The organism is Novosphingobium sp. PC22D (assembly GCF_002556635.1).
Lineage (GTDB): Bacteria > Pseudomonadota > Alphaproteobacteria > Sphingomonadales > Sphingomonadaceae > Novosphingobium.
The window spans coordinates 57,822-74,419 of sequence record NZ_MWMO01000011.1 but is presented as its reverse complement, the minus strand read 5'-3'; the positions used below and the strand labels follow the sequence as shown (position 1 = coordinate 74,419).

The 16,598-nt window shown below is 66.2% G+C and carries 18 protein-coding genes; 6 read left to right on the top strand and 12 right to left on the bottom strand.

All coding sequences use genetic code 11. The features are described from left to right. Nucleotides 1-25 precede the first annotated feature (25 nt). From B2G71_RS15905 to tldD, 3 genes are all read right to left on the bottom strand, one after another. Entirely contained in the window at nucleotides 26-604 is a 579-nt protein-coding gene (locus B2G71_RS15905; protein ID WP_098107524.1) for a TetR/AcrR family transcriptional regulator, read from the bottom strand. Between the two features lie 145 nt (nucleotides 605-749). Beyond that, nucleotides 750-1,175 carry a hypothetical protein gene (locus B2G71_RS15900; protein WP_098107522.1) on the bottom strand — a complete coding sequence of 142 codons (426 nt, stop codon included), beginning with the start codon at nucleotides 1,173-1,175 and terminating at the stop codon, nucleotides 750-752. A gap of 98 nt (nucleotides 1,176-1,273) precedes the next feature. After that, complete coding sequence (tldD, locus tag B2G71_RS15895; protein ID WP_098107520.1) at nucleotides 1,274-2,698, bottom strand: metalloprotease TldD; 1,425 nt, start codon at nucleotides 2,696-2,698, stop codon at nucleotides 1,274-1,276. 277 nt (nucleotides 2,699-2,975) lie between these two features. Between tldD and B2G71_RS15890 the strand changes: the two genes are divergently transcribed. Beyond that, a complete protein-coding gene (locus tag B2G71_RS15890) occupies nucleotides 2,976-3,815 on the top strand; it encodes a class I SAM-dependent methyltransferase (protein WP_168176381.1) in 840 nt (279 codons plus the stop codon). Nucleotides 3,816-3,918: 103 nt separating this feature from the next. Here B2G71_RS15890 and B2G71_RS15885 read toward each other — a convergent pair whose 3' ends face one another. Beyond that, nucleotides 3,919-4,161 carry a zinc-finger domain-containing protein gene (locus B2G71_RS15885; RefSeq protein WP_098107516.1) on the bottom strand — a complete coding sequence of 81 codons (243 nt, stop codon included), beginning with the start codon at nucleotides 4,159-4,161 and terminating at the stop codon, nucleotides 3,919-3,921. Nucleotides 4,162-4,324: 163 nt separating this feature from the next. On the opposite strand from B2G71_RS15885, the gene B2G71_RS15880 reads away from it, so the two are divergent. Beyond that, a complete protein-coding gene (locus tag B2G71_RS15880) occupies nucleotides 4,325-5,260 on the top strand; it encodes an ABC transporter ATP-binding protein (RefSeq protein WP_098107514.1) in 936 nt (311 codons plus the stop codon). Nucleotides 5,261-5,660: 400 nt separating this feature from the next. Further along, complete coding sequence (nadB, locus tag B2G71_RS15875) at nucleotides 5,661-7,259, top strand: L-aspartate oxidase (RefSeq protein WP_098107512.1); 1,599 nt, start codon at nucleotides 5,661-5,663, stop codon at nucleotides 7,257-7,259. A 32-nt stretch (nucleotides 7,260-7,291) separates the two neighbouring features. Here nadB and B2G71_RS15870 read toward each other — a convergent pair whose 3' ends face one another. Continuing rightward, nucleotides 7,292-7,537 (bottom strand): GlsB/YeaQ/YmgE family stress response membrane protein, encoded by a 246-nt coding sequence (locus B2G71_RS15870; protein WP_098107667.1) that lies wholly within the window; start codon nucleotides 7,535-7,537, stop codon nucleotides 7,292-7,294. Nucleotides 7,538-8,179: 642 nt separating this feature from the next. On the opposite strand from B2G71_RS15870, the gene B2G71_RS15865 reads away from it, so the two are divergent. Further along, nucleotides 8,180-10,183, top strand: a complete 2,004-nt coding sequence (locus B2G71_RS15865) for a ribonucleoside-diphosphate reductase subunit alpha (RefSeq protein WP_098107511.1) — start codon at nucleotides 8,180-8,182, stop codon at nucleotides 10,181-10,183. An 85-nt stretch (nucleotides 10,184-10,268) separates the two neighbouring features. On the opposite strand, the gene B2G71_RS15860 is transcribed toward B2G71_RS15865, so the two are convergent. Beyond that, nucleotides 10,269-11,261, bottom strand: a complete 993-nt coding sequence (locus tag B2G71_RS15860) for a hypothetical protein (protein ID WP_141521588.1) — start codon at nucleotides 11,259-11,261, stop codon at nucleotides 10,269-10,271. 166 nt (nucleotides 11,262-11,427) lie between these two features. Here B2G71_RS15860 and B2G71_RS24150 point away from each other — a divergent pair, with 166 nt between their 5' ends. Continuing rightward, nucleotides 11,428-11,589 (top strand): hypothetical protein, encoded by a 162-nt coding sequence (locus B2G71_RS24150; protein ID WP_168176380.1) that lies wholly within the window; start codon nucleotides 11,428-11,430, stop codon nucleotides 11,587-11,589. 152 nt (nucleotides 11,590-11,741) lie between these two features. On the opposite strand, the gene B2G71_RS15855 is transcribed toward B2G71_RS24150, so the two are convergent. The 5 genes from B2G71_RS15855 to B2G71_RS15835 form a co-directional block, all read right to left on the bottom strand. Further along, nucleotides 11,742-12,794: a ribonucleotide-diphosphate reductase subunit beta gene (locus tag B2G71_RS15855; protein WP_098107508.1), complete on the bottom strand. Its 1,053-nt coding sequence runs from the start codon at nucleotides 12,792-12,794 to the stop codon at nucleotides 11,742-11,744. 181 nt (nucleotides 12,795-12,975) lie between these two features. Continuing rightward, nucleotides 12,976-13,713 carry a glutathione S-transferase family protein gene (locus B2G71_RS15850; protein WP_098107506.1) on the bottom strand — a complete coding sequence of 246 codons (738 nt, stop codon included), beginning with the start codon at nucleotides 13,711-13,713 and terminating at the stop codon, nucleotides 12,976-12,978. Beyond that, the gene (locus B2G71_RS15845) at nucleotides 13,713-14,171 is read right to left on the bottom strand and encodes a cupin domain-containing protein (protein ID WP_098107504.1); all 459 of its coding nucleotides are present in this window, start codon (nucleotides 14,169-14,171) and stop codon (nucleotides 13,713-13,715) included. The genes B2G71_RS15850 and B2G71_RS15845 overlap by 1 nt, the downstream gene beginning before the upstream one ends. After that, nucleotides 14,168-14,614: a cupin domain-containing protein gene (locus B2G71_RS15840; protein ID WP_098107503.1), complete on the bottom strand. Its 447-nt coding sequence runs from the start codon at nucleotides 14,612-14,614 to the stop codon at nucleotides 14,168-14,170. Before B2G71_RS15840 ends, B2G71_RS15845 begins: the two co-directional genes overlap by 4 nt. Beyond that, on the bottom strand, nucleotides 14,611-15,003 hold the full coding sequence (locus tag B2G71_RS15835; RefSeq protein ID WP_098107501.1) for a cupin domain-containing protein: 393 nt from the start codon (nucleotides 15,001-15,003) through the stop codon (nucleotides 14,611-14,613). The genes B2G71_RS15840 and B2G71_RS15835 overlap by 4 nt, the downstream gene beginning before the upstream one ends. A 187-nt stretch (nucleotides 15,004-15,190) precedes the next feature. On the opposite strand from B2G71_RS15835, the gene B2G71_RS15830 reads away from it, so the two are divergent. Beyond that, nucleotides 15,191-15,490: a DUF2171 domain-containing protein gene (locus B2G71_RS15830; RefSeq protein WP_240530185.1), complete on the top strand. Its 300-nt coding sequence runs from the start codon at nucleotides 15,191-15,193 to the stop codon at nucleotides 15,488-15,490. On the opposite strand, the gene arsB is transcribed toward B2G71_RS15830, so the two are convergent. Continuing rightward, entirely contained in the window at nucleotides 15,487-16,563 is a 1,077-nt protein-coding gene (gene arsB / locus B2G71_RS15825) for an ACR3 family arsenite efflux transporter (protein WP_098107497.1), read from the bottom strand. The two genes, B2G71_RS15830 and arsB, sit on opposite strands and share 4 nt — an antisense overlap. Nucleotides 16,564-16,598 lie beyond the last annotated feature (35 nt).

Here is a 16,598-nt window from a genome sequence, read left to right as displayed (position 1 = left end):
GGTCATCGGCGGGATCGGTCTGGTCTCAGGGCTCGAGACAGTCGAGATAAGTGTCGATGAGCTGGCGCAGCTCCTCGTGCGCCAGCGATATGCCGACTTGCGCCTCGATCGCGTAATTGCGCGCGACCGCGGCGATCAGCAGCGTCAGCGCGGCCGGTCCGATCTGCGGGTTCTTGACCCGTCCCCGCGCGTAGATCTTCTCGATGGCTTCGACCTGCTGCTTGCGGAACGTTTCGCCGGTCTGGCGCATCTCGTCGCGCAGGGCCGGGTACTGTTTGGCCAGCGCGACGAATTCGTTGATCTGTCCGCCCTCTGGCATGCTGCAGTGGAGCGCCCAGAGCGCGTGCAGCGGGCGGGACGAGGACAACGCCTCGTCGTGGAGCCGGAAGTAGATCGCAGCCGACTTGCGGAACACCGTGACGACCAGATCTTCCATCGACCGGAAGTAATAGTGGACGAGTTGCGGCTTGAGTTCGGCCTTGCTCGCGATGCGCCGCGCGGTGAATGCGGGATATCCTTCCTCGGCAAGCAGTTCGTGGGCCGCCTCGATGAGGCGCATTCTGGTCTTGGCACCTGTCGATTGAAAGCCGCGGTTTGCCACCATGCCGGATCTTGAGCCTTTCAAACGCTGTGTCGCGCGATCACGCGGCCCCCGTGCCGCGAACGCGCAGAATTAGCGGCTGAGGCGGTAAATACAAGCAAGGCGCGGTCCATTGCGGCCGCGCCTTGCATCGAACCGGGACTAGCGATCAGTCCGCGACGGCGACTTTCCCGTCGATCTTGCGATAGGGCACGAACTCCTCGAGCCCCACGAAACCGCGGTAGAAGAAGCCGGGACCGCGGTCACGCAGTTGCACCGTATCGAGCTTGCAGAGCTGGCTCGTATGCATCGTCGTGACCAGAACGTCGTCATCGTCCAGCCGATCGGCGTTCATCGGGCGGTTGACATAGATCGTGTTGCCGCGGCCATAGACGATCGCGGTCTTGTCGATCACTTTGCTGTCGCGCGTCTCCCAATGCGGGATGCACGAAACCGGCTTTCCGGCCTCGCGGCCTTCCAGCATCTTGGCGAGTTTTTCTTCGCCGGTTACTTTGGAACGAGCCTGTGCCACGGGTGCGGTGATCATCGCGGTCGCGGCGACGGCGGTTGCTACCAGGGCGGCAATCCTTGTCATGTTTTCTCTCCGAGCCGTATTCTTGCCGGATACCACGATCGGCATGAACCCATGCTGACCGGGCGCTTCGCCATGCCCGGATGACGGAGCCGCAGCCCTCAGGCCGTACCCCCGACCGTGAGGCCCTCGATCAGCAGCGTCGGCTGGCCGACGCCGGCCGGCACGCTTTGCCCGCCCTTGCCGCATACGCCGACGCCTTCGTCGAGAGTCATGTCGTTGCCGATGCCGATCACGCGGTTGAGCACGGTCGGGCCGTCGCCGATCAGCGTCGCGCCCTTGATCGGCGCGCCGATCCTGCCGTTCTCGACCTTGTAGGCCTCGGTGCACGAGAACACGAACTTGCCCGAGACGATGTCGACCTGCCCGCCGCCGAAACTCTTGGCGAAGATGCCGTTCCTGACGCGGCCGAGCAGTTCGCCCGGATCGTCGTTGCCCGAACGCATGAAGGTGTTGGTCATGCGCGGCATCGGCGCGTGGGCATAGTCCTCGCGGCGGCCGTTGCCGGTGGGCGCGACGCCCATCAGCCGCGCGTTGAGGCGGTCCTGCATGTAGCCCTTGAGTACGCCGTCCTCGATCAGCACCGTCTCCTGCGTCGGCGTGCCCTCGTCGTCGATCGAGAGCGAGCCGCGCCGGTTGGCGATCGAACCGTCATCGACCACGGTCACGCCCGGCGCGCCGACGCGCTCGCCGATGCGGCCGGAAAAGGCGCTGGTGCCCTTGCGGTTGAAGTCACCCTCGAGCCCGTGGCCGACCGCCTCGTGCAGCAGCACGCCGGGCCAGCCGGGACCGAGCAGCACGGTCATCTCGCCGGCGGGCGCATCGATGCTTTCGAGGTTTATCAGCGCTTGCGCCAGCGCCTCGTCGATCGCGCGGTTCCAGTTCTCCGGCTTGAACAGGTCGTCGTAGAGCCAGCGCCCGCCCATGCCGAAGCTGCCGCTCTCGCGCCGCCCGTTCGCTTCGGCGACGATGCCGACGTTGAGCCGCACGAGCGGGCGCACGTCGGTGGCGACGAAGCCGTCGGCGCGCACGATCTCGACCACCGACCACGAACCGGAAATCGAGCACGAGACTTGCGCGACGCGCGGATCGCGCGCGCGCGCGGCCGCGTTGATCGTCTCGAGCAGCTTGACCTTCTCGCCGAAGCCGACCGCGTCGAGCGGCGAGGCGTCGGTATAGAGGTGGCGGTTGTTGAGCCGGGGCGGCGCGGCGCGCGCGCCGGTGGCCGGATCGAGCAATTGCAGCGTCTCGCCCGCGCGGCGGATCGCGGCCGGGCTGATCTCGTTGGCGTGCGCGAAGCCGGTCATCTCACCCGAGACGCCGCGCAGGCCGAAACCGGCGTCGCGCGAATAGTCCGCGGTCTTGAGCCGGCCGTCGTCGAAGCCGAAGCTCTCCGAGGCGATGAACTGCATGTAGAGTTCGCCGTCGTCGCAGGTTCGCAGCGTCTCGGCGGCGAGCGCCTGCGCCTCTTCGGGCGAAAAGCCGTTGCGGTAGATCAGCGAGCGGGGATCGGGTGCGGTTGCCATCAGGCCGATATAGGAGCGCGAGCGCTTGGACGAAAGGCGTTCGCGGGCCGTCGCGCAAAGCCATGATGCCTCGCGGTGCCCGCAGTGCCTCGCAAGCGCGCCGAATCCGTCCGCAATGGACTTAAGAAAAGCTTAACGATTCCGCTCCGGACTCATCCCCACCCGCCTTTCCCGGGACTTTGCCGTATCCTGCGGCGCGTAGATCGCCGCGATTCCGCGTCCGGCGACAGACCTCAGGCTCGGAATGGCTCTTCAGTGACGAGAAGGATGCGACATATTGGAACTTGAAGAGGTGGCTTGCCCGCTCTGCGGTATTTCGAGCGATGTTATCTGGGGCCGCGAGAACGGCTTCATCGCGCGCCGATGCGAGGATTGCGGCGTGGCCTACGTGTCACCCCGGCCCACCGTGGCGGCGATAGACGAGGCCACGCGGCTCGGCCAGCATCGCACCGATGCCGGCGTCCTGAAGGTCGAATACCGTCCGATTCCCTCGTCCCTGAAACTCTATCGCGGCAAGATCCGGGCCGCGTTCGCCGAGCGGATCGACGCCGGGCGCCCGCTGAGCTGGCTCGATATCGGCGCGGGCTACGGAGAACTGGTGGCAGTCGCCATGGACATCCTCCCGCCGGGCAGTTCCGTCCTCGGCGTGGAGCCCATGGAGGCCAAGGCCCGAGCCGCCCAGGCCCACGGCCTGCCGGTTCGCGCGTGCACGCTGGACTCGCTGGAGGGCAGCTTCGACGTCATCTCGCTGATGAACGTGTTTTCGCACCTGCCCGATTTCCGGTCGTTCCTCGGCGATCTGGCGCGGCTGCTCAAGCCGGACGGAAGCCTGTTCCTGCGCACCGGCAACGGCGGCGATCTGTCGCGGCGCGCTGACTATCCCGACAAGCTCGATCTGCCCGATCATCTGGTCTTCGCCGGCCGTTCCTCGCTGCGCCGCATCCTCGAGGAGCAGGGCCTCACCGTCACCTGGGAGGATACCGAGCGGCTCGACACCGTACGGGGTGCGGCCAAGCTCATGGTGAAAAAGGCGCTGGGCAAGCCGGTGCCCTTCCTGCTTCCCTATACCTCGCCGTTCCGCGACTGCTTCGTGCGCGCCGACCGCACGATGGTTTGACGTCAGGCCGAAAGCGGCAACGGCTTTTCGGCGGGGCCTTCCGGATCTCGGACGCGAGTTGCGGCAATGCGTTTGCGGCCCCTTCGGGCGCGGAGGCGCGAGGTCAGGCGGCCGAGGCGTCGCCAGGCTCGGGCAGGTCGCCAGGGAAGACTTCCTTCTCGCCCCGCTCCTGCGCGCCCTTGAGCACGAAGCGGCGGTCGCAATACCCGCACTCGACCCAGCCGCGCTGGTCGATCTCCATGTAGACGCGCGGGTGGCCGAGGGCCGATCCCGCGCGGATGTCGGTCGCCCCGTCGCACCAGACGCGGCGGGAATCGGTGTAGACGGTTTCGGGCGTGTCGCTCATGGCAGGCCGATTACCAGCGCCCGCGGCGGTTTTCCAGCCGAAACGGCGTCGGGCCGACGCGCGAGGGCCGCGCCGCCGATCCGGGCGCCCGCGTCTCCACGGTGCAGTCCCGGCCGCACCTGCGCTCTTTACGCGCGCGCCAAGCTGTACCACATGCCCGGCCATGACCAGCACACCCGCCATTTCGATCCGTGATGTCGTCAAGCGCTATGCACCTGCGGGCGGCGAAGCCAAGCTCGCGCTGAAGGGCGTCTCGTTCGATGTTCCCGAAGGCGGCATCTTCGGCCTGCTCGGGCCCAACGGGGCGGGCAAGTCGACGCTGATCAACATCATGGCCGGACTGGTCAACAAGACGTCCGGTGCGATCGACATCTGGGGCTTCGATATCGATCGTGACATGCGTAACGCCAAACGCTCGATCGGCATCGTACCGCAGGAGATCGTGTTCGATCCGTTCTTCACCCCCTTCGAGGTGCTCGAGATCCAGGCCGGGCTCTACGGCATCGCCAAGCCCTTGCGGCGCAGCGAGGAGCTGCTGCGCGCGGTGCACCTGGCCGACAAGCGCGACGCCTACGCGCGCACGCTCTCGGGCGGGATGAAGCGCCGGCTGCTGATCGCCAAGGCGCTGGTTCACGCGCCGCCGGTGATCGTGCTCGACGAGCCGACCGCTGGCGTCGACGTCGAACTGCGCCGCCAGCTCTGGGATCTCGTCACCGAGATGAACCGTGAAGGCGCGACGATCGTGCTTACGACGCACTACCTCGAAGAGGCCGAGGAGCTGTGCGACAGGATCGCGATCATCAACCACGGTGAAGTCATCGCCAACAAGCCGACACGCGATCTCATCGGCATGGCGCGCGAAAAAGTGGTCGTGCTCACGCTCGATCGCGATCTCGGACAGATTCCGGTCGACCCCTCTTTTTGCAAGAGCGAGAAGGTCGGCGACCGTATCGTTGAGATAACTTACGATATCGACAAGGCAAACGCGGGTCAGGTTCTCGCCGCTGTCCAGGCGCAAGGTTTCGCGATCGTGGACGTGACGACGCGCGAGGCGGACCTTGAGGACGTGTTCGTGCGCCTTACGAGTAATCCGGCCTAGTCGCAGGCGCGGGGGGCAAGTCGCCTGCCGCCGGCGGTTTCTAGACGCGCCGCCACTTCTTGTGCGCTTCGCGCTTGATCGAGGCGCCACATCTTTGACAGGTTCCGATATACTCGGTCCCGTCCCACTTGACCTTCGCTCGGTCCGGATCGTGGCGATCCAGCCAACAGAATATGATACCGACAGACATGGCCGCGCCCCTTCAGCCCGCGTTTCATGAAGTGGTCGAACGCTTCCCGATTTCCCCAAAAATCGCTCGGCGATCCTGATGTCCCTGATGGGATGGCTATGTCTAAAGAGATACAACGGGATTGGTTAAGTTGCAATGCACAATGGCCGTGGCAACGCCCGTCCGGCGCCTGATCTTGCGGTCGGTTCGTTCTGTCGGCAATGCGCGTGAATGGATTCGCAAAACCGTAATACGGACGGCTACGATGTCGTTGTGGTGGGATCGGGCGGCGCCGGACTGACCGCTGCCTTGGCGCTTGCCGAGCGCCTGAAAGTGCTCGTCCTCGCCAAGGGCTCGCTGACCGGCGGTTCCACGGCATGGGCCCAGGGCGGTATCGCCGCCGTGCTCGATGCCGGCGACACTTTCGAGAACCACATTCGCGACACGATGATCGCCGGCGCCGGGCTCAACCGCCTCGAGACGGTCGAGTTCGTGATCGAGCGCGCGCCGCTCGCGATCGAGCGGCTGGTGGAACTCGGCGTGCCCTTCAACACCGAGGGTCCCAGCCTGCACCTCACGCGTGAGGGCGGGCATTCGCACCGCCGCATCGTCCACGTAAACGACGCGACCGGCTGGGCGGTGCAGTCGGCGCTGCTCAAGGCGGCCGAGGCCAATCCCAACATCACGCTTCTGCCCGGGCGTTCGTGCATCGATCTCATCACCGGACGGCACGAGGCGCGCTATTCGGGCTCGGGTCGCGTCTGGGGCGTCTATGCGCTCGACGAGGCGACCGGCCACGTCGAAGCGCATGTCGCGCGCGCGACGGTGCTCGCCACCGGCGGCGCGGGCCGCGTCTATCAGTTCAGCACGGCGCCCCGGGGCGCCACCGGCGACGGCATCGCCATGGCCTGGCGCGCGGGCGCGCGCGTCTCGAACATGGAGATGATGCAGTTCCACCCGACCTGTCTGTACAATCTCGAGGTCAAGAACTTCCTCATCACCGAGGCGGTGCGCGGCGAGGGCGGGCGGCTCAAGCACCCGGTCACCGGCCATCGCTTCATGCCCGAATACGACGATCGGCTCGAACTGGCGCCGCGCGATATTGTCGCGCGCGCGATCGACGACCAGATCAAGCGCTACGGTCTCGATTACGTGCACCTCGATATCAGCCACAAGCCGCCCGAGTTCGTGAAGGAGCACTTCCCGACCATTCACGAGAAACTGCTGGGCCTGGGCATCGACATGACGACCGAGCCGATCCCGGTCGTGCCCGCCCAGCACTACACCTGCGGGGGCGTACTGATCGATCTCAACGGCAAGACCGATCTGCCCGGGCTCTACGCTGCGGGCGAATGCACCGAGAGCGGGCTCCATGGCGCCAACCGCCTTGCCTCGAACTCGCTGCTCGAATGCTTCGTCTTCGGTGAGGCTGCGGCGGCCGACATCCTTGATCATTGGGACGCCTTCGACGAGCCGCCGCCAGTCAATCCCTGGGACGAAAGCCGCGTCACCGATTCGGACGAGGAAGTCGTCATCAAGCAGAACTGGACCGAGATCCGCCGCTTCATGTGGAACTACGTCGGCATCGTACGCACGACCAAGCGGCTCGAGCGCGCCCAGCACCGGATCAAGATGCTTAATGACGAGATCGAGGAGTATTACCGCCACTTCCGGGTCTCGACCGATCTGATCGAGTTACGCAACCTGCTGCAGAGCGCCGACCTGATCGTCACCTCCGCGCTGCAGCGGCACGAGAGCCGCGGGCTGCACTACACGCTCGACTATCCCGCGCTGCTGCCCGAGGCGCATGACACGGTGCTGGTGCCGTGACGCGCTCTAGGCGCCCGGCGGGTTTCGCCCCCCTAGAAGCCGAGCCCGAGCGCGCGTCCGATGAAAATCAGCGCCATGGCGCCCAGGATCGAGGCGAGGCAGCCGGCCGGCTGGAAATCGCGGCGGCCCCGGCTGGTGATGAGCCCGGCCACCAGCGAGCCGCCGACGCCGAGCAGGATCGTGCCGATCAGGCTCATCGGCACCACGCCGGGATAGAACCACTTCGCTAGCGCGCCGACGATGAGGCCGCTGATGATGGCGCCGATGATATTGAGCATGGTTTCTCCTTTGGACTCGCGCTGAAGCCGGGACATCCCTGCGCTAGAACCGCGCTTTGACAAAGGGGTTGCACGCAGGCGCGCCGAATAAGCGGCGGAACGCGGACGGCACGCCGGGCGCCGCCGACAGGGACCAGGCGAGATGGCGCGCGGCCGACAACCGGCGCGAGCCAGCGCGGGCTCACGGTTCGTCGCATGTCCGATTCCGTTCGGCGCGAATTGATGTGGAAAAATAGTCGTGTAGCCAGAGCGACTTTGGACTTGCAGTCTTGCGGAGTGACGGATTTCCCGCGCGTCGCGAGGGGGAGGGGGCGGCTGCGCGCGCCTTCGGAGAGGCGCTTCGAAATCGGCCCCACCCCTTGCGCCCGATTCCAGATACGGCACTATGGGTTGTGGCTCGCTGATCATTAGGGCGCAACACCTAGATTTCGTGACAAGGCTGACGGCAAGGGGCCGTCCTCTCGGAATCGGGTCTGCGGCGCGTTTATCGAACAGCGCGGCTCGGGCGCAGGGGGTGAGTGTTTTCGTTCACTTTTTGTACCCAATCTGCTAGGCGGGAGCGATCGCTCCAGCCGAATCGGACGCAACGTCGGGACGCGGGGGCCATCCGAGCGGACGGCCCGAACTTAACAGGGGCGATCAGTGGATTTCAGGAACGGCAGCGACGCGGACATCGGAAGCGAAGACGTGGCAGCAGCAACCAGCGACGGGGTTCTCGAACAGACGGAGGCGGGCAAGGGCTCGGCGATCGCCATGACGGAAAGAAGTGACAAGGCCACGGCCGATCTGGTCGAGGAGCCCAAGGCGGACCGCAAGGCGAAGGCCGGCGAGGATTCGAAGGCGATCCGCGAGCGGCGCTTCAATATCGCCGTCGATCCGGCGCGCGACGCGCTCCTCACCGAATTCGGCAAGGAGACGCTCGACGACCGCTATCTCCTGCCCGGCGAAAAGTACCAGGATCTCTTCGCGCGCGTCGCCGATGCCTATGCCGACGACGAGGGGCACGCGCAGCGGCTCTACGACTATATCTCGAAGCTGTGGTTCATGCCCGCGACGCCCGTGCTCTCGAACGGCGGCACCGGACGCGGGCTACCGATCTCGTGCTATCTCAACTCGGTCGACGACAGCCTTGAGGGCATCGTCAACACCTGGAACGAGAACGTCTGGCTCGCCTCGCGCGGCGGCGGCATCGGCACTTACTGGGGCCAAGTGCGCGGCATCGGCGAGCCGGTCGGCCTCAACGGCAAGACCAGCGGCATCATCCCCTTCGTGCGGGTGATGGATTCGCTTACCCTCGCGATCAGCCAGGGCTCGCTGCGGCGCGGCTCGGCGGCCTGCTACATCGATATTCACCACCCCGAGATCGAGGAATTCCTCGAGATCCGCAAACCCTCGGGCGACTTCAACCGCAAGGCGCTCAACCTGCACCATGGCGTGCTGCTTACCGACGAGTTCATGGAAGCGGTGCGCGAAGGCTCGGAATTCGAGCTGCGCAGCCCGAAGGACGGTTCGGTGCGCGGCAAGGTCGACGCGCGCTCGCTGTTCCAGAAGCTGGTCGAGACGCGCCTTGCCACCGGCGAGCCCTACATCGTCTTCTCCGATACGGTGAACCGGATGATGCCGAAGCATCATCGCGAGCTGGGGCTCAAGGTCTCGACCTCGAACCTGTGCTCGGAAATCACCCTGCCGACCGGGCGCGACCACCTCGGCGCCGATCGCACCGCGGTATGCTGCCTCTCCTCGCTCAATCTCGAGACCTGGGACGAGTGGCACGGCGAGAAGCGCTTCGTCGAGGACGTGCTGCGCTTCCTCGACAATGTGCTGTCCGACTACATCGAGCGCGCGCCCGACGAGATGGCGCGGGCCAAGTACTCCGCCGCGCGCGAGCGTTCGGTCGGCATGGGCGTGATGGGCTTCCACTCGTTCCTGCAGAAGAAGGGCATCGCCTTCGAGAGCGCCATGGCCAAGGCCTGGAACATCAAGATGTTCCAGCACATCAACCAGAAGGCCAACGAGGCCTCGATGCTGCTCGCCAACGAGCGCGGGCCCTGCCCGGACGCCGCCGACGTGGGCGTGATGGAGCGCTTCTCGTGCAAGATGGCGATCGCGCCGACCGCGTCGATCTCGATCATCTGCGGCGGCACCTCGGCCTGCATCGAGCCGATCCCGGCGAACATCTACACGCACAAGACGCTTTCGGGCAGCTTCGTGGTGAAGAACCCCTACCTGCAGAAGCTGCTCGCCGCGAAGTCGAAGGATTCGACCAACGTGTGGAACTCGATCCTCGAGCATGCCGGATCGGTGCAGCATCTCGATTTCCTCAGCCCCGAGGAAAAGGCGACGTACAAGACGAGCTTCGAGATCGACCAGCGCTGGCTGCTCGAATTCGCCGCCGACCGCACGCCGTTCGTCGACCAGGCGCAGTCGCTCAACCTCTTCATCCCCGCCGACGTCGACAAGTGGGACCTGATGATGCTGCACTTCCAGGCCTGGGAGAAGGGCATCAAGTCGCTCTACTACCTGCGCTCGAAGTCGGTGCAGCGCGCCGGTTTCGCCGGGGGAGTGGAGGCGGACAACACGTCCGAGGCGCCCAAGTTCGAACTGGCGGACGAGACCGACTACGACGAGTGCCTCGCCTGCCAGTAGGCTGACCGGTTTCGCTTGCGATCGGTGCGTCGGCGGGGGTCGTCGGGCTGCGCCGCCGCGCGCCGCGCGTCTTGTCGCGTCGGCCTCAGGGCGCTTCGGAATCGTCGTCCGGTCCGGGCAGCAGTCTGGGCACCGGGTAGCGCGGCGCGGGCTTTTCCTCTTCAGGCTCCTTGGCCGGCAGCAGTTGGGGGATCGGAACCCGCTTCGCGCTCTCGGGCTGGCCTGCCTCCCCGGCGGGCAGGAGCTTGGGGACCGGAAGCGGCGCGGCGGATTTGGGCTCGTCCGCGTCCTGCGCCGGAAGGAGCTTGGGTACGGGGACTTTCCTTTCGCCGCCGGGCTCGTCCGCGTCTTTCGCGGGCAGGAGTTTCGGGACCGGGATCGGTGTCTTGGCTCCGGACGCCTCCGCGTTACCCGAGCGCGCATCGCGTGAGGGCAGGAGCCCGGGCACCGGGATCTTGCCTGCCGGCGCTTGCGGTTCGGGTGCGGGCGCGGGCCGGAACGAACGTGGGGCGGCCGAGGGCTGCGGCGTGCTCGGAATCATGCTGCGCCGGACGGTCGGCACCGATTTTTGCACGGTGCGCGTGTACGTGATCCGCCGGATTGTCGGCCAGGTCCCGCTGGCATCGTCGAGACCCACGGTGAGCCTGCGCGCTCCGCCGTCGCCGGGCTCGAACACCAGCCTCAGCACGGTGCGATCCTCGTCGGTGCGCTGGACCAGATCCCAGAACCAGACCCCGCCCGAAAGCGTGCCGGTGCCGTTGATCACCGCGCCCGTGGCATAGTCGGTGCCCTGCACGAGATAGCGCTGGCCGGCCCGGTCCCAACTAAGCATGTAGAGCGTATCGGACGTTCCCGAACCGTCGCTGACCATCTCGCGGCACACGACCGCGGTCTTGCCGTCGACCCACGAGCAGCTTTCGCTGCCGGTCAGCGGCCGGTAGTCGCTGCGCGGGTCGCGGCGGGTCGTGCCCGTCTGGTTCCAGTTGCCGACGTAGAAATCCAGCGCCTCGATCGCGGGATCGGGTCCGGCGCGCAGCGCCTGCGCCCCGGCGGGCGTGATCGCGACAAGGCTCGTCAAAATCGCGAGCGCAAAGGGTGCCAAACCTTCGATGGCAGTTGCTCCTGTCCATCCCGCGATAGCCCGAATATTAACCGTGATCGATTGATCGTCAATTAAGACTTGCTCCGGGAACGCACCCAGCCGTCGCCTTGACCCGACACGCGGCGCACCCGATCATGGGGCGATGAACACGTTCATGGCGATCATGTCGCAGCTTTTCTGGGGGGTTACCGTCGGCGCATTGACGGTCACCGCCAGCGCGATCGGCAAGCTGCTGCTGCTCGGCGGCGCCGTCGGCGGCGCGGCCTGGTGGGCCCTGCGCCGCCTGCGCCTGCGCGATCGGTAGAGCCCGAAACGAAAATCCGGCTGGCCGCCGGACCATACGTCCCGAGACTCGCGGGAGAGTCAGGCCGGCGCCTTTTCGCGCTCGCCGAGCAAGGAACGCGGCCACGCGTTCATGGTCGCAATGCACACGCCCGCGACGGCGGCGCTGCCCGCCTATTCCGCCGCGACGCCCTCGCCGAACAGGCCGGGCTCGCTGCCGTCGTCCTCGGTTTCCTCGTTCGCCGCCTTGGCCTTCTTGCGCTGATCGAAGTTCGCCCAGACGGTGTTCCAGTCACCGCGGGTGGCGCCCTTCGAATATTCCGTCGCGCGGGTCTCGAAGAAGTTGGCGTGCTCGACGCCGTTGAGCAGCGGCGTGAGCCACGGGAGCGGGTGGTCCTCGATCATGTAGATCGCGGGCAGGCCAAGCTGGCCGAGGCGCCAGTCGGCGATGTAGCGGATGTAGCGCTTGATGTCCTTGGCGCTCATGCCGGGGACCGGGCCCATCTCGAAGGCGAGATCGATGAAGGCGTCTTCCAGCCGCACGGTCTTCTGGCAGCAATCGATGATGTCTTCCTTGACCGCCTTGGTCAGGCAGCCGCGTTCCTTGACGAAGGTGTGGAACAGCTTGGTGATGCCTTCGCAGTGCAGCGATTCGTCGCGGATCGACCAGGTGACGATCTGGCCCATGCCCTTCATCTTGTTGAAGCGCGGGAAGTTCATCAACATGGCGAAGCTGGCGAAGAGCTGCAGTCCCTCCGTAAACCCGCCGAACATGGCGAGCGTGCGCGCGATGTCCTCGTCCGAATCGACGCCGAACAGTTGCAGGTAGTCGTGCTTGGCCTTCAGCTCCTCGTATTCGAGAAACATGCCGTATTCGCTTTCGGGCATGCCGATCGTGTCGAGCAGGTGCGAGTACGCCGCGATGTGCACCGTCTCCATGTTGGAGAAGGCGGTGAGCATCATCTTGATCTCGGTTGGCTTGAAGACGCGGCCGTACTTCTCGTGATAGCAGTCCTGCACCTCGACGTCGGCCTGCGTGAAGAAGCGGAAGATCTGGGTGAGCAGGTTGCGTTCGTGCTCGGAAATCTTCTGCGCCCAGTCGCGGCAGTCTTCGCCCAGCGGCACTTCCTCGGGCAGCCAGTGGATCTGCTGTTGCCGCTTCCAGAACTCGTAGGCCCAGGGATATTCGAAGGGCTTGTAGGTCTTGCGGGCTTCGAGGAGGGGCATGAATCGGCTCCGGGCGAGGTTTTTCGAGTGAATCGCGCGAGGCGCCTTGGGGCGCGGCACGGCCAACGAAGATAAGGACTTTTCGCCTCGATGGGAGGGTGCGCGAGAATCTTTGCACAGCTTGGTGATCCCATATGATGGGCATCGGAAATCCTCCGCACGCAAGCCCTTGTGTGGTTCGTTACATGTTCCGCACGATCGAATAGTCGGTCTGCGGCACCTTCTCGCTGCGGCCGAAGAAGCGGTCGAGATCGGCGTCGGAGGCGGCCTTGCGGGTCTGTTCGGCGGGTTGCGAGAAGGCGTCCTCGGCGCGCGCCAGCGCGCGCTGCACCGCCGGACGTTGCGCGATCCGCTCGCGCCACGCGACGAGGCGGGGGAAGGCGGCGGGGTCGAAGCCGTGGCGCTCGACGTACCAGGCCCAGGGCTGCGTCGCGATGTCGGCGATCGAATAGGCGTCGCCGGCAAGCCATTCGCGCCCCTCCAGCCGCGCGTCGAGCACTTGGTTGAGCCGCTCCGCGATCGCGCCGTAGCGCGCGTGCGCATAGGGCTGGGAACCCGCAGGCACCAGGTTGAAGTGGGTGAACTGGCCGAGCATCGGGCCATAGTTCGCCATCTGCACCATGAGCCACTGCATGACTTCGGCGCGCTCGGGCTGGCCCGAAGGCAGGAACCGTCCCTCGCGCTCGGCGAGCCAGTGCAGGATCGCGCCCGATTCGGCGAGCGGCACGCCGAGCTGCGGGTCCTCGAGCACCGGCACCTTGCCGAGCGGGTTGAGCGCGAGGAACGCGGGATCGAACTGCTCCTGCGCGAACACCGCGACGTGGCGCAGCTCGTAGTCGAGCCCGCATTCCTCGAGCATCATCACCACCTTGATCACGTTGGGGCTCCCCATGCCGTGAAGTACGATCTTGTCCGCCATCATTTCGCCTCCGTTGCGGGTAGGACGAAGGTGACGACGCGCGCCACCTTGTCACTGTCGTTGCGCCAGCCGTGCACGACGGCGCGGCAGACCCCGGCATCGCCCGCGCGCAGCACGACCTCTTCTTCTTCGAGCACCAGGACCACCTCGCCTTCGATCACATAGAAGTGGTCGGCGGTGGCCGTGGCGTGCATCCCCGGATCGTCCTTGCCGAGACCCGGCGCGTATTCGGCGAGCATCCAGGCGTAGACCGGCTCGGCGAGCTGCTCGAAGCGAAATTGCGCCGAGGCGTCCGCGAGCGGGGCGGCGCTGTCGGCCCGGGCCGCCAGGGCGCCGGTCCAGAGCTGCGCGATCTTCATCGTGCCGAGATCGAGCGGCGCGACCGCGCTGTCGGCGACGAGGCGGCTGCGGCCCCCGGGCCCGAGCCCGGCGACGACGCGGCGTGGGGTCATGCTCATACGGTTCTTCCTTCCCCCACCGGATACGCGGGCACGGTAACGACGGCGTAGGCGCACGCGTCAGGCCCGTCATTGCGCCACGAATGGATCACGCCGCGATCGACCACGAGGTCGCCCGCGCGCAGCAGCACTTCGCACGTGTCCAGCACGAGCACGACCGCGCCGCGAATCATGGTGATGTAGTCGATCGTGTCGGTGGCGTGGACGCTGGAAGCCGTGCCGGGCGCCATCTCGACGTAGAAGAAGTTCGTGCCTCCGCCGTGGAACAGGTCGTAGGAGAAATCGACCGGGGCGATGTCGGCGCGGCCCGCGTTGTCTGCGGGGACGGCCTCGGTACGCCAGACATAGCCGCCGTCGCCCGCGCCGAAACGATGGACCGGCCCGTCGACGATCACGCAAGAGCGCTGCGCCTCGTCGAGACCGGTGACGACCCGCCGGCTCACACCGTCCGCCCCTTGCCGACCGGATGCGCGGGAAGCGTCACCACCGCCATCGTGGCGGTCTCGTCGGTATCGTTGCGCATAGCGTGGAGCACGCCGCGATCGACGAGGAAGTCGCCCGCGCGCAGTACCGTTTCCTCCGTCTCGAGGACGAGCACCACCTCGCCCGCGATCACCACGGCATAGTCGAGCGTATCGGTGGCGTGCATGCAGGCTTCCGCATCGGGCGGAATCTCGACGAGCAGGAACGTGCTGCCGCCGCGGTGGATATGCGCGAAGTCGAAGGGTCCGGCGGCATCATCGCGGCCCGCGTTGTCGGCGGGGATGCTCGCGGTCTGCCAGGCCATGCCGCCGGCCGCGCCGGTGATCGGCACGCCGCCGTCGATGATCACGCAACTCTTTCCCGCGGCATCGAGCCCGGTGACGACGCGGCGCGCTTTGGTGCTGGTTATGGCGATCTCCCTCTCCCCGTCCCGGAATCCACAGCGAAAAACACGCGTGTTCCGGGAAACATCTTGTCGCGTGCACCGTTTTCCATGACACTCGACCATGCGGTTACCGCAATCACGGAGTATTCCAGTGACGCAGTCCCAAACGCAAGGCGGCTCGGGCGTCAATGCCAGCGCCGGGCCGATACCTGCAGGCGCCCGAACCTTCCGAACCTTCGCCGGAACCATTCGCGAGCACATGCAGGTGATTGACTCCGAAGGGAAGGTTCTGGGAACCGTCGCGGAAGTCCGCGGCGACCAGATCATGCTCACGGCAAGCGGCGACGCGCCCGAATCGCTGCCGGTCTCGATGATCGACGGCATCGACGCCAACGCGGTGCTCCTCGCCGGGCGCGGCGACGCCTCTTTCGGGCTCGGCGCGCAGCCCTAACGCGTCTCCCGGGGCGGCTGGGTGAAGCGTCCGCGCGTGCGGTTGGCGTAGGCGACCAGCGAGAGCATCACCGGAACCTCGACGAGCACGCCGACCACCGTCGCCAATGCCGCGCCGCTGGTCAGCCCGAACAGGCCGATCGCAACGGCGACGGCCAGTTCGAAGAAATTCGAGGTTCCGATCAGTGCGCAAGGCGCGGCAATGTTGTGCGGCACGCGCCAGAGCCGGGCCCAGAGATAGGCCAGCGCGAAGATGCCGTAAGACTGGATCAGGATCGGAATCGCGATCAGCACGATCAGCACCGGATTGGCCACGATGGTTTCCGCCTGGAATGCGAAGAGCAGCACCACCGTGGCCAGCAGGCCGACGATCGACCAGGGCTTGAGCCGGGCGGTGAAGGCATCGATCGCCGAAGCGTCGCCACCGTGCGTCGAGACCAGCCGCCGGCGGGTGAACGCACCCGCGACGAGCGGAATCACGACATAGAGCGCGACCGACAGCAGCAGCGTCCGCCACGGGACCGCGATCTCGGTCACCCCGAGCAGCAGCGCCACGATCGGCGCGAACGCCACGATCATGACGAGATCGTTCGCCGCTACCTGCACCAGCGTATAGGCGGGATCGCCCCGGGTCATCTGCGACCAGACGAAGACCATCGCGGTGCAGGGCGCCGCGCCCAGCAGGATCAATCCGGCGATGTACTGGTCGGCCTCGTCCGGGCGCATCACGCCCGCATAGAAATAGTCGAAGAACAGCACCGCCAGCGCCGCCATGGTGAACGGTTTCACCAGCCAGTTGACCGTGAGCGTGATCGCCAGTCCCTTGGGCTTGCGGCCGATGCCGCGCACGCTGGCGAAATCCACCCCGACCATCATCGGGTATATCATCGCCCAGATCAGCACCGCGACCACCAGATTGACGGAAGCGTATTCGAGACCGGCGAGCGTGCGCACGCCGTCGGGCGCGGCAAGCCCGATCGCAATGCCCGTCACGATCGCCAGCGCCACCCAGACCGAAAGGTATCGCTCGAACATGCCGAGCGGTGAGGCGGGCGCGGCAACTTGCGTGGACATGGCCGGTTCTCCTTGCAATTCAGCGCCGCCGTCGC

What these genes read in the sequence shown, in the direction of transcription:
- B2G71_RS15905 (WP_098107524.1), bottom strand. Translation starts at nt 604, where the DNA reads ATGGTGGCAAACCGCGGCTTTCAATCGACAGGTGCCAAGACCAGAATG.
- B2G71_RS15900 (WP_098107522.1), bottom strand. Translation starts at nt 1,175, where the DNA reads ATGACAAGGATTGCCGCCCTGGTAGCAACCGCCGTCGCCGCGACCGCG.
- tldD (WP_098107520.1), bottom strand. Translation starts at nt 2,698, where the DNA reads ATGGCAACCGCACCCGATCCCCGCTCGCTGATCTACCGCAACGGCTTT.
- B2G71_RS15885 (WP_098107516.1), bottom strand. Translation starts at nt 4,161, where the DNA reads ATGAGCGACACGCCCGAAACCGTCTACACCGATTCCCGCCGCGTCTGG.
- B2G71_RS15880 (WP_098107514.1), top strand. Translation starts at nt 4,325, where the DNA reads ATGACCAGCACACCCGCCATTTCGATCCGTGATGTCGTCAAGCGCTAT.
- nadB (WP_098107512.1), top strand. Translation starts at nt 5,661, where the DNA reads ATGGATTCGCAAAACCGTAATACGGACGGCTACGATGTCGTTGTGGTG.
- B2G71_RS15870 (WP_098107667.1), bottom strand. Translation starts at nt 7,537, where the DNA reads ATGCTCAATATCATCGGCGCCATCATCAGCGGCCTCATCGTCGGCGCG.
- B2G71_RS24150 (WP_168176380.1), top strand. Translation starts at nt 11,428, where the DNA reads ATGAACACGTTCATGGCGATCATGTCGCAGCTTTTCTGGGGGGTTACC.
- B2G71_RS15855 (WP_098107508.1), bottom strand. Translation starts at nt 12,794, where the DNA reads ATGCCCCTCCTCGAAGCCCGCAAGACCTACAAGCCCTTCGAATATCCC.
- B2G71_RS15850 (WP_098107506.1), bottom strand. Translation starts at nt 13,713, where the DNA reads ATGGCGGACAAGATCGTACTTCACGGCATGGGGAGCCCCAACGTGATC.
- B2G71_RS15845 (WP_098107504.1), bottom strand. Translation starts at nt 14,171, where the DNA reads ATGAGCATGACCCCACGCCGCGTCGTCGCCGGGCTCGGGCCCGGGGGC.
- arsB (WP_098107497.1), bottom strand. Translation starts at nt 16,563, where the DNA reads ATGTCCACGCAAGTTGCCGCGCCCGCCTCACCGCTCGGCATGTTCGAG.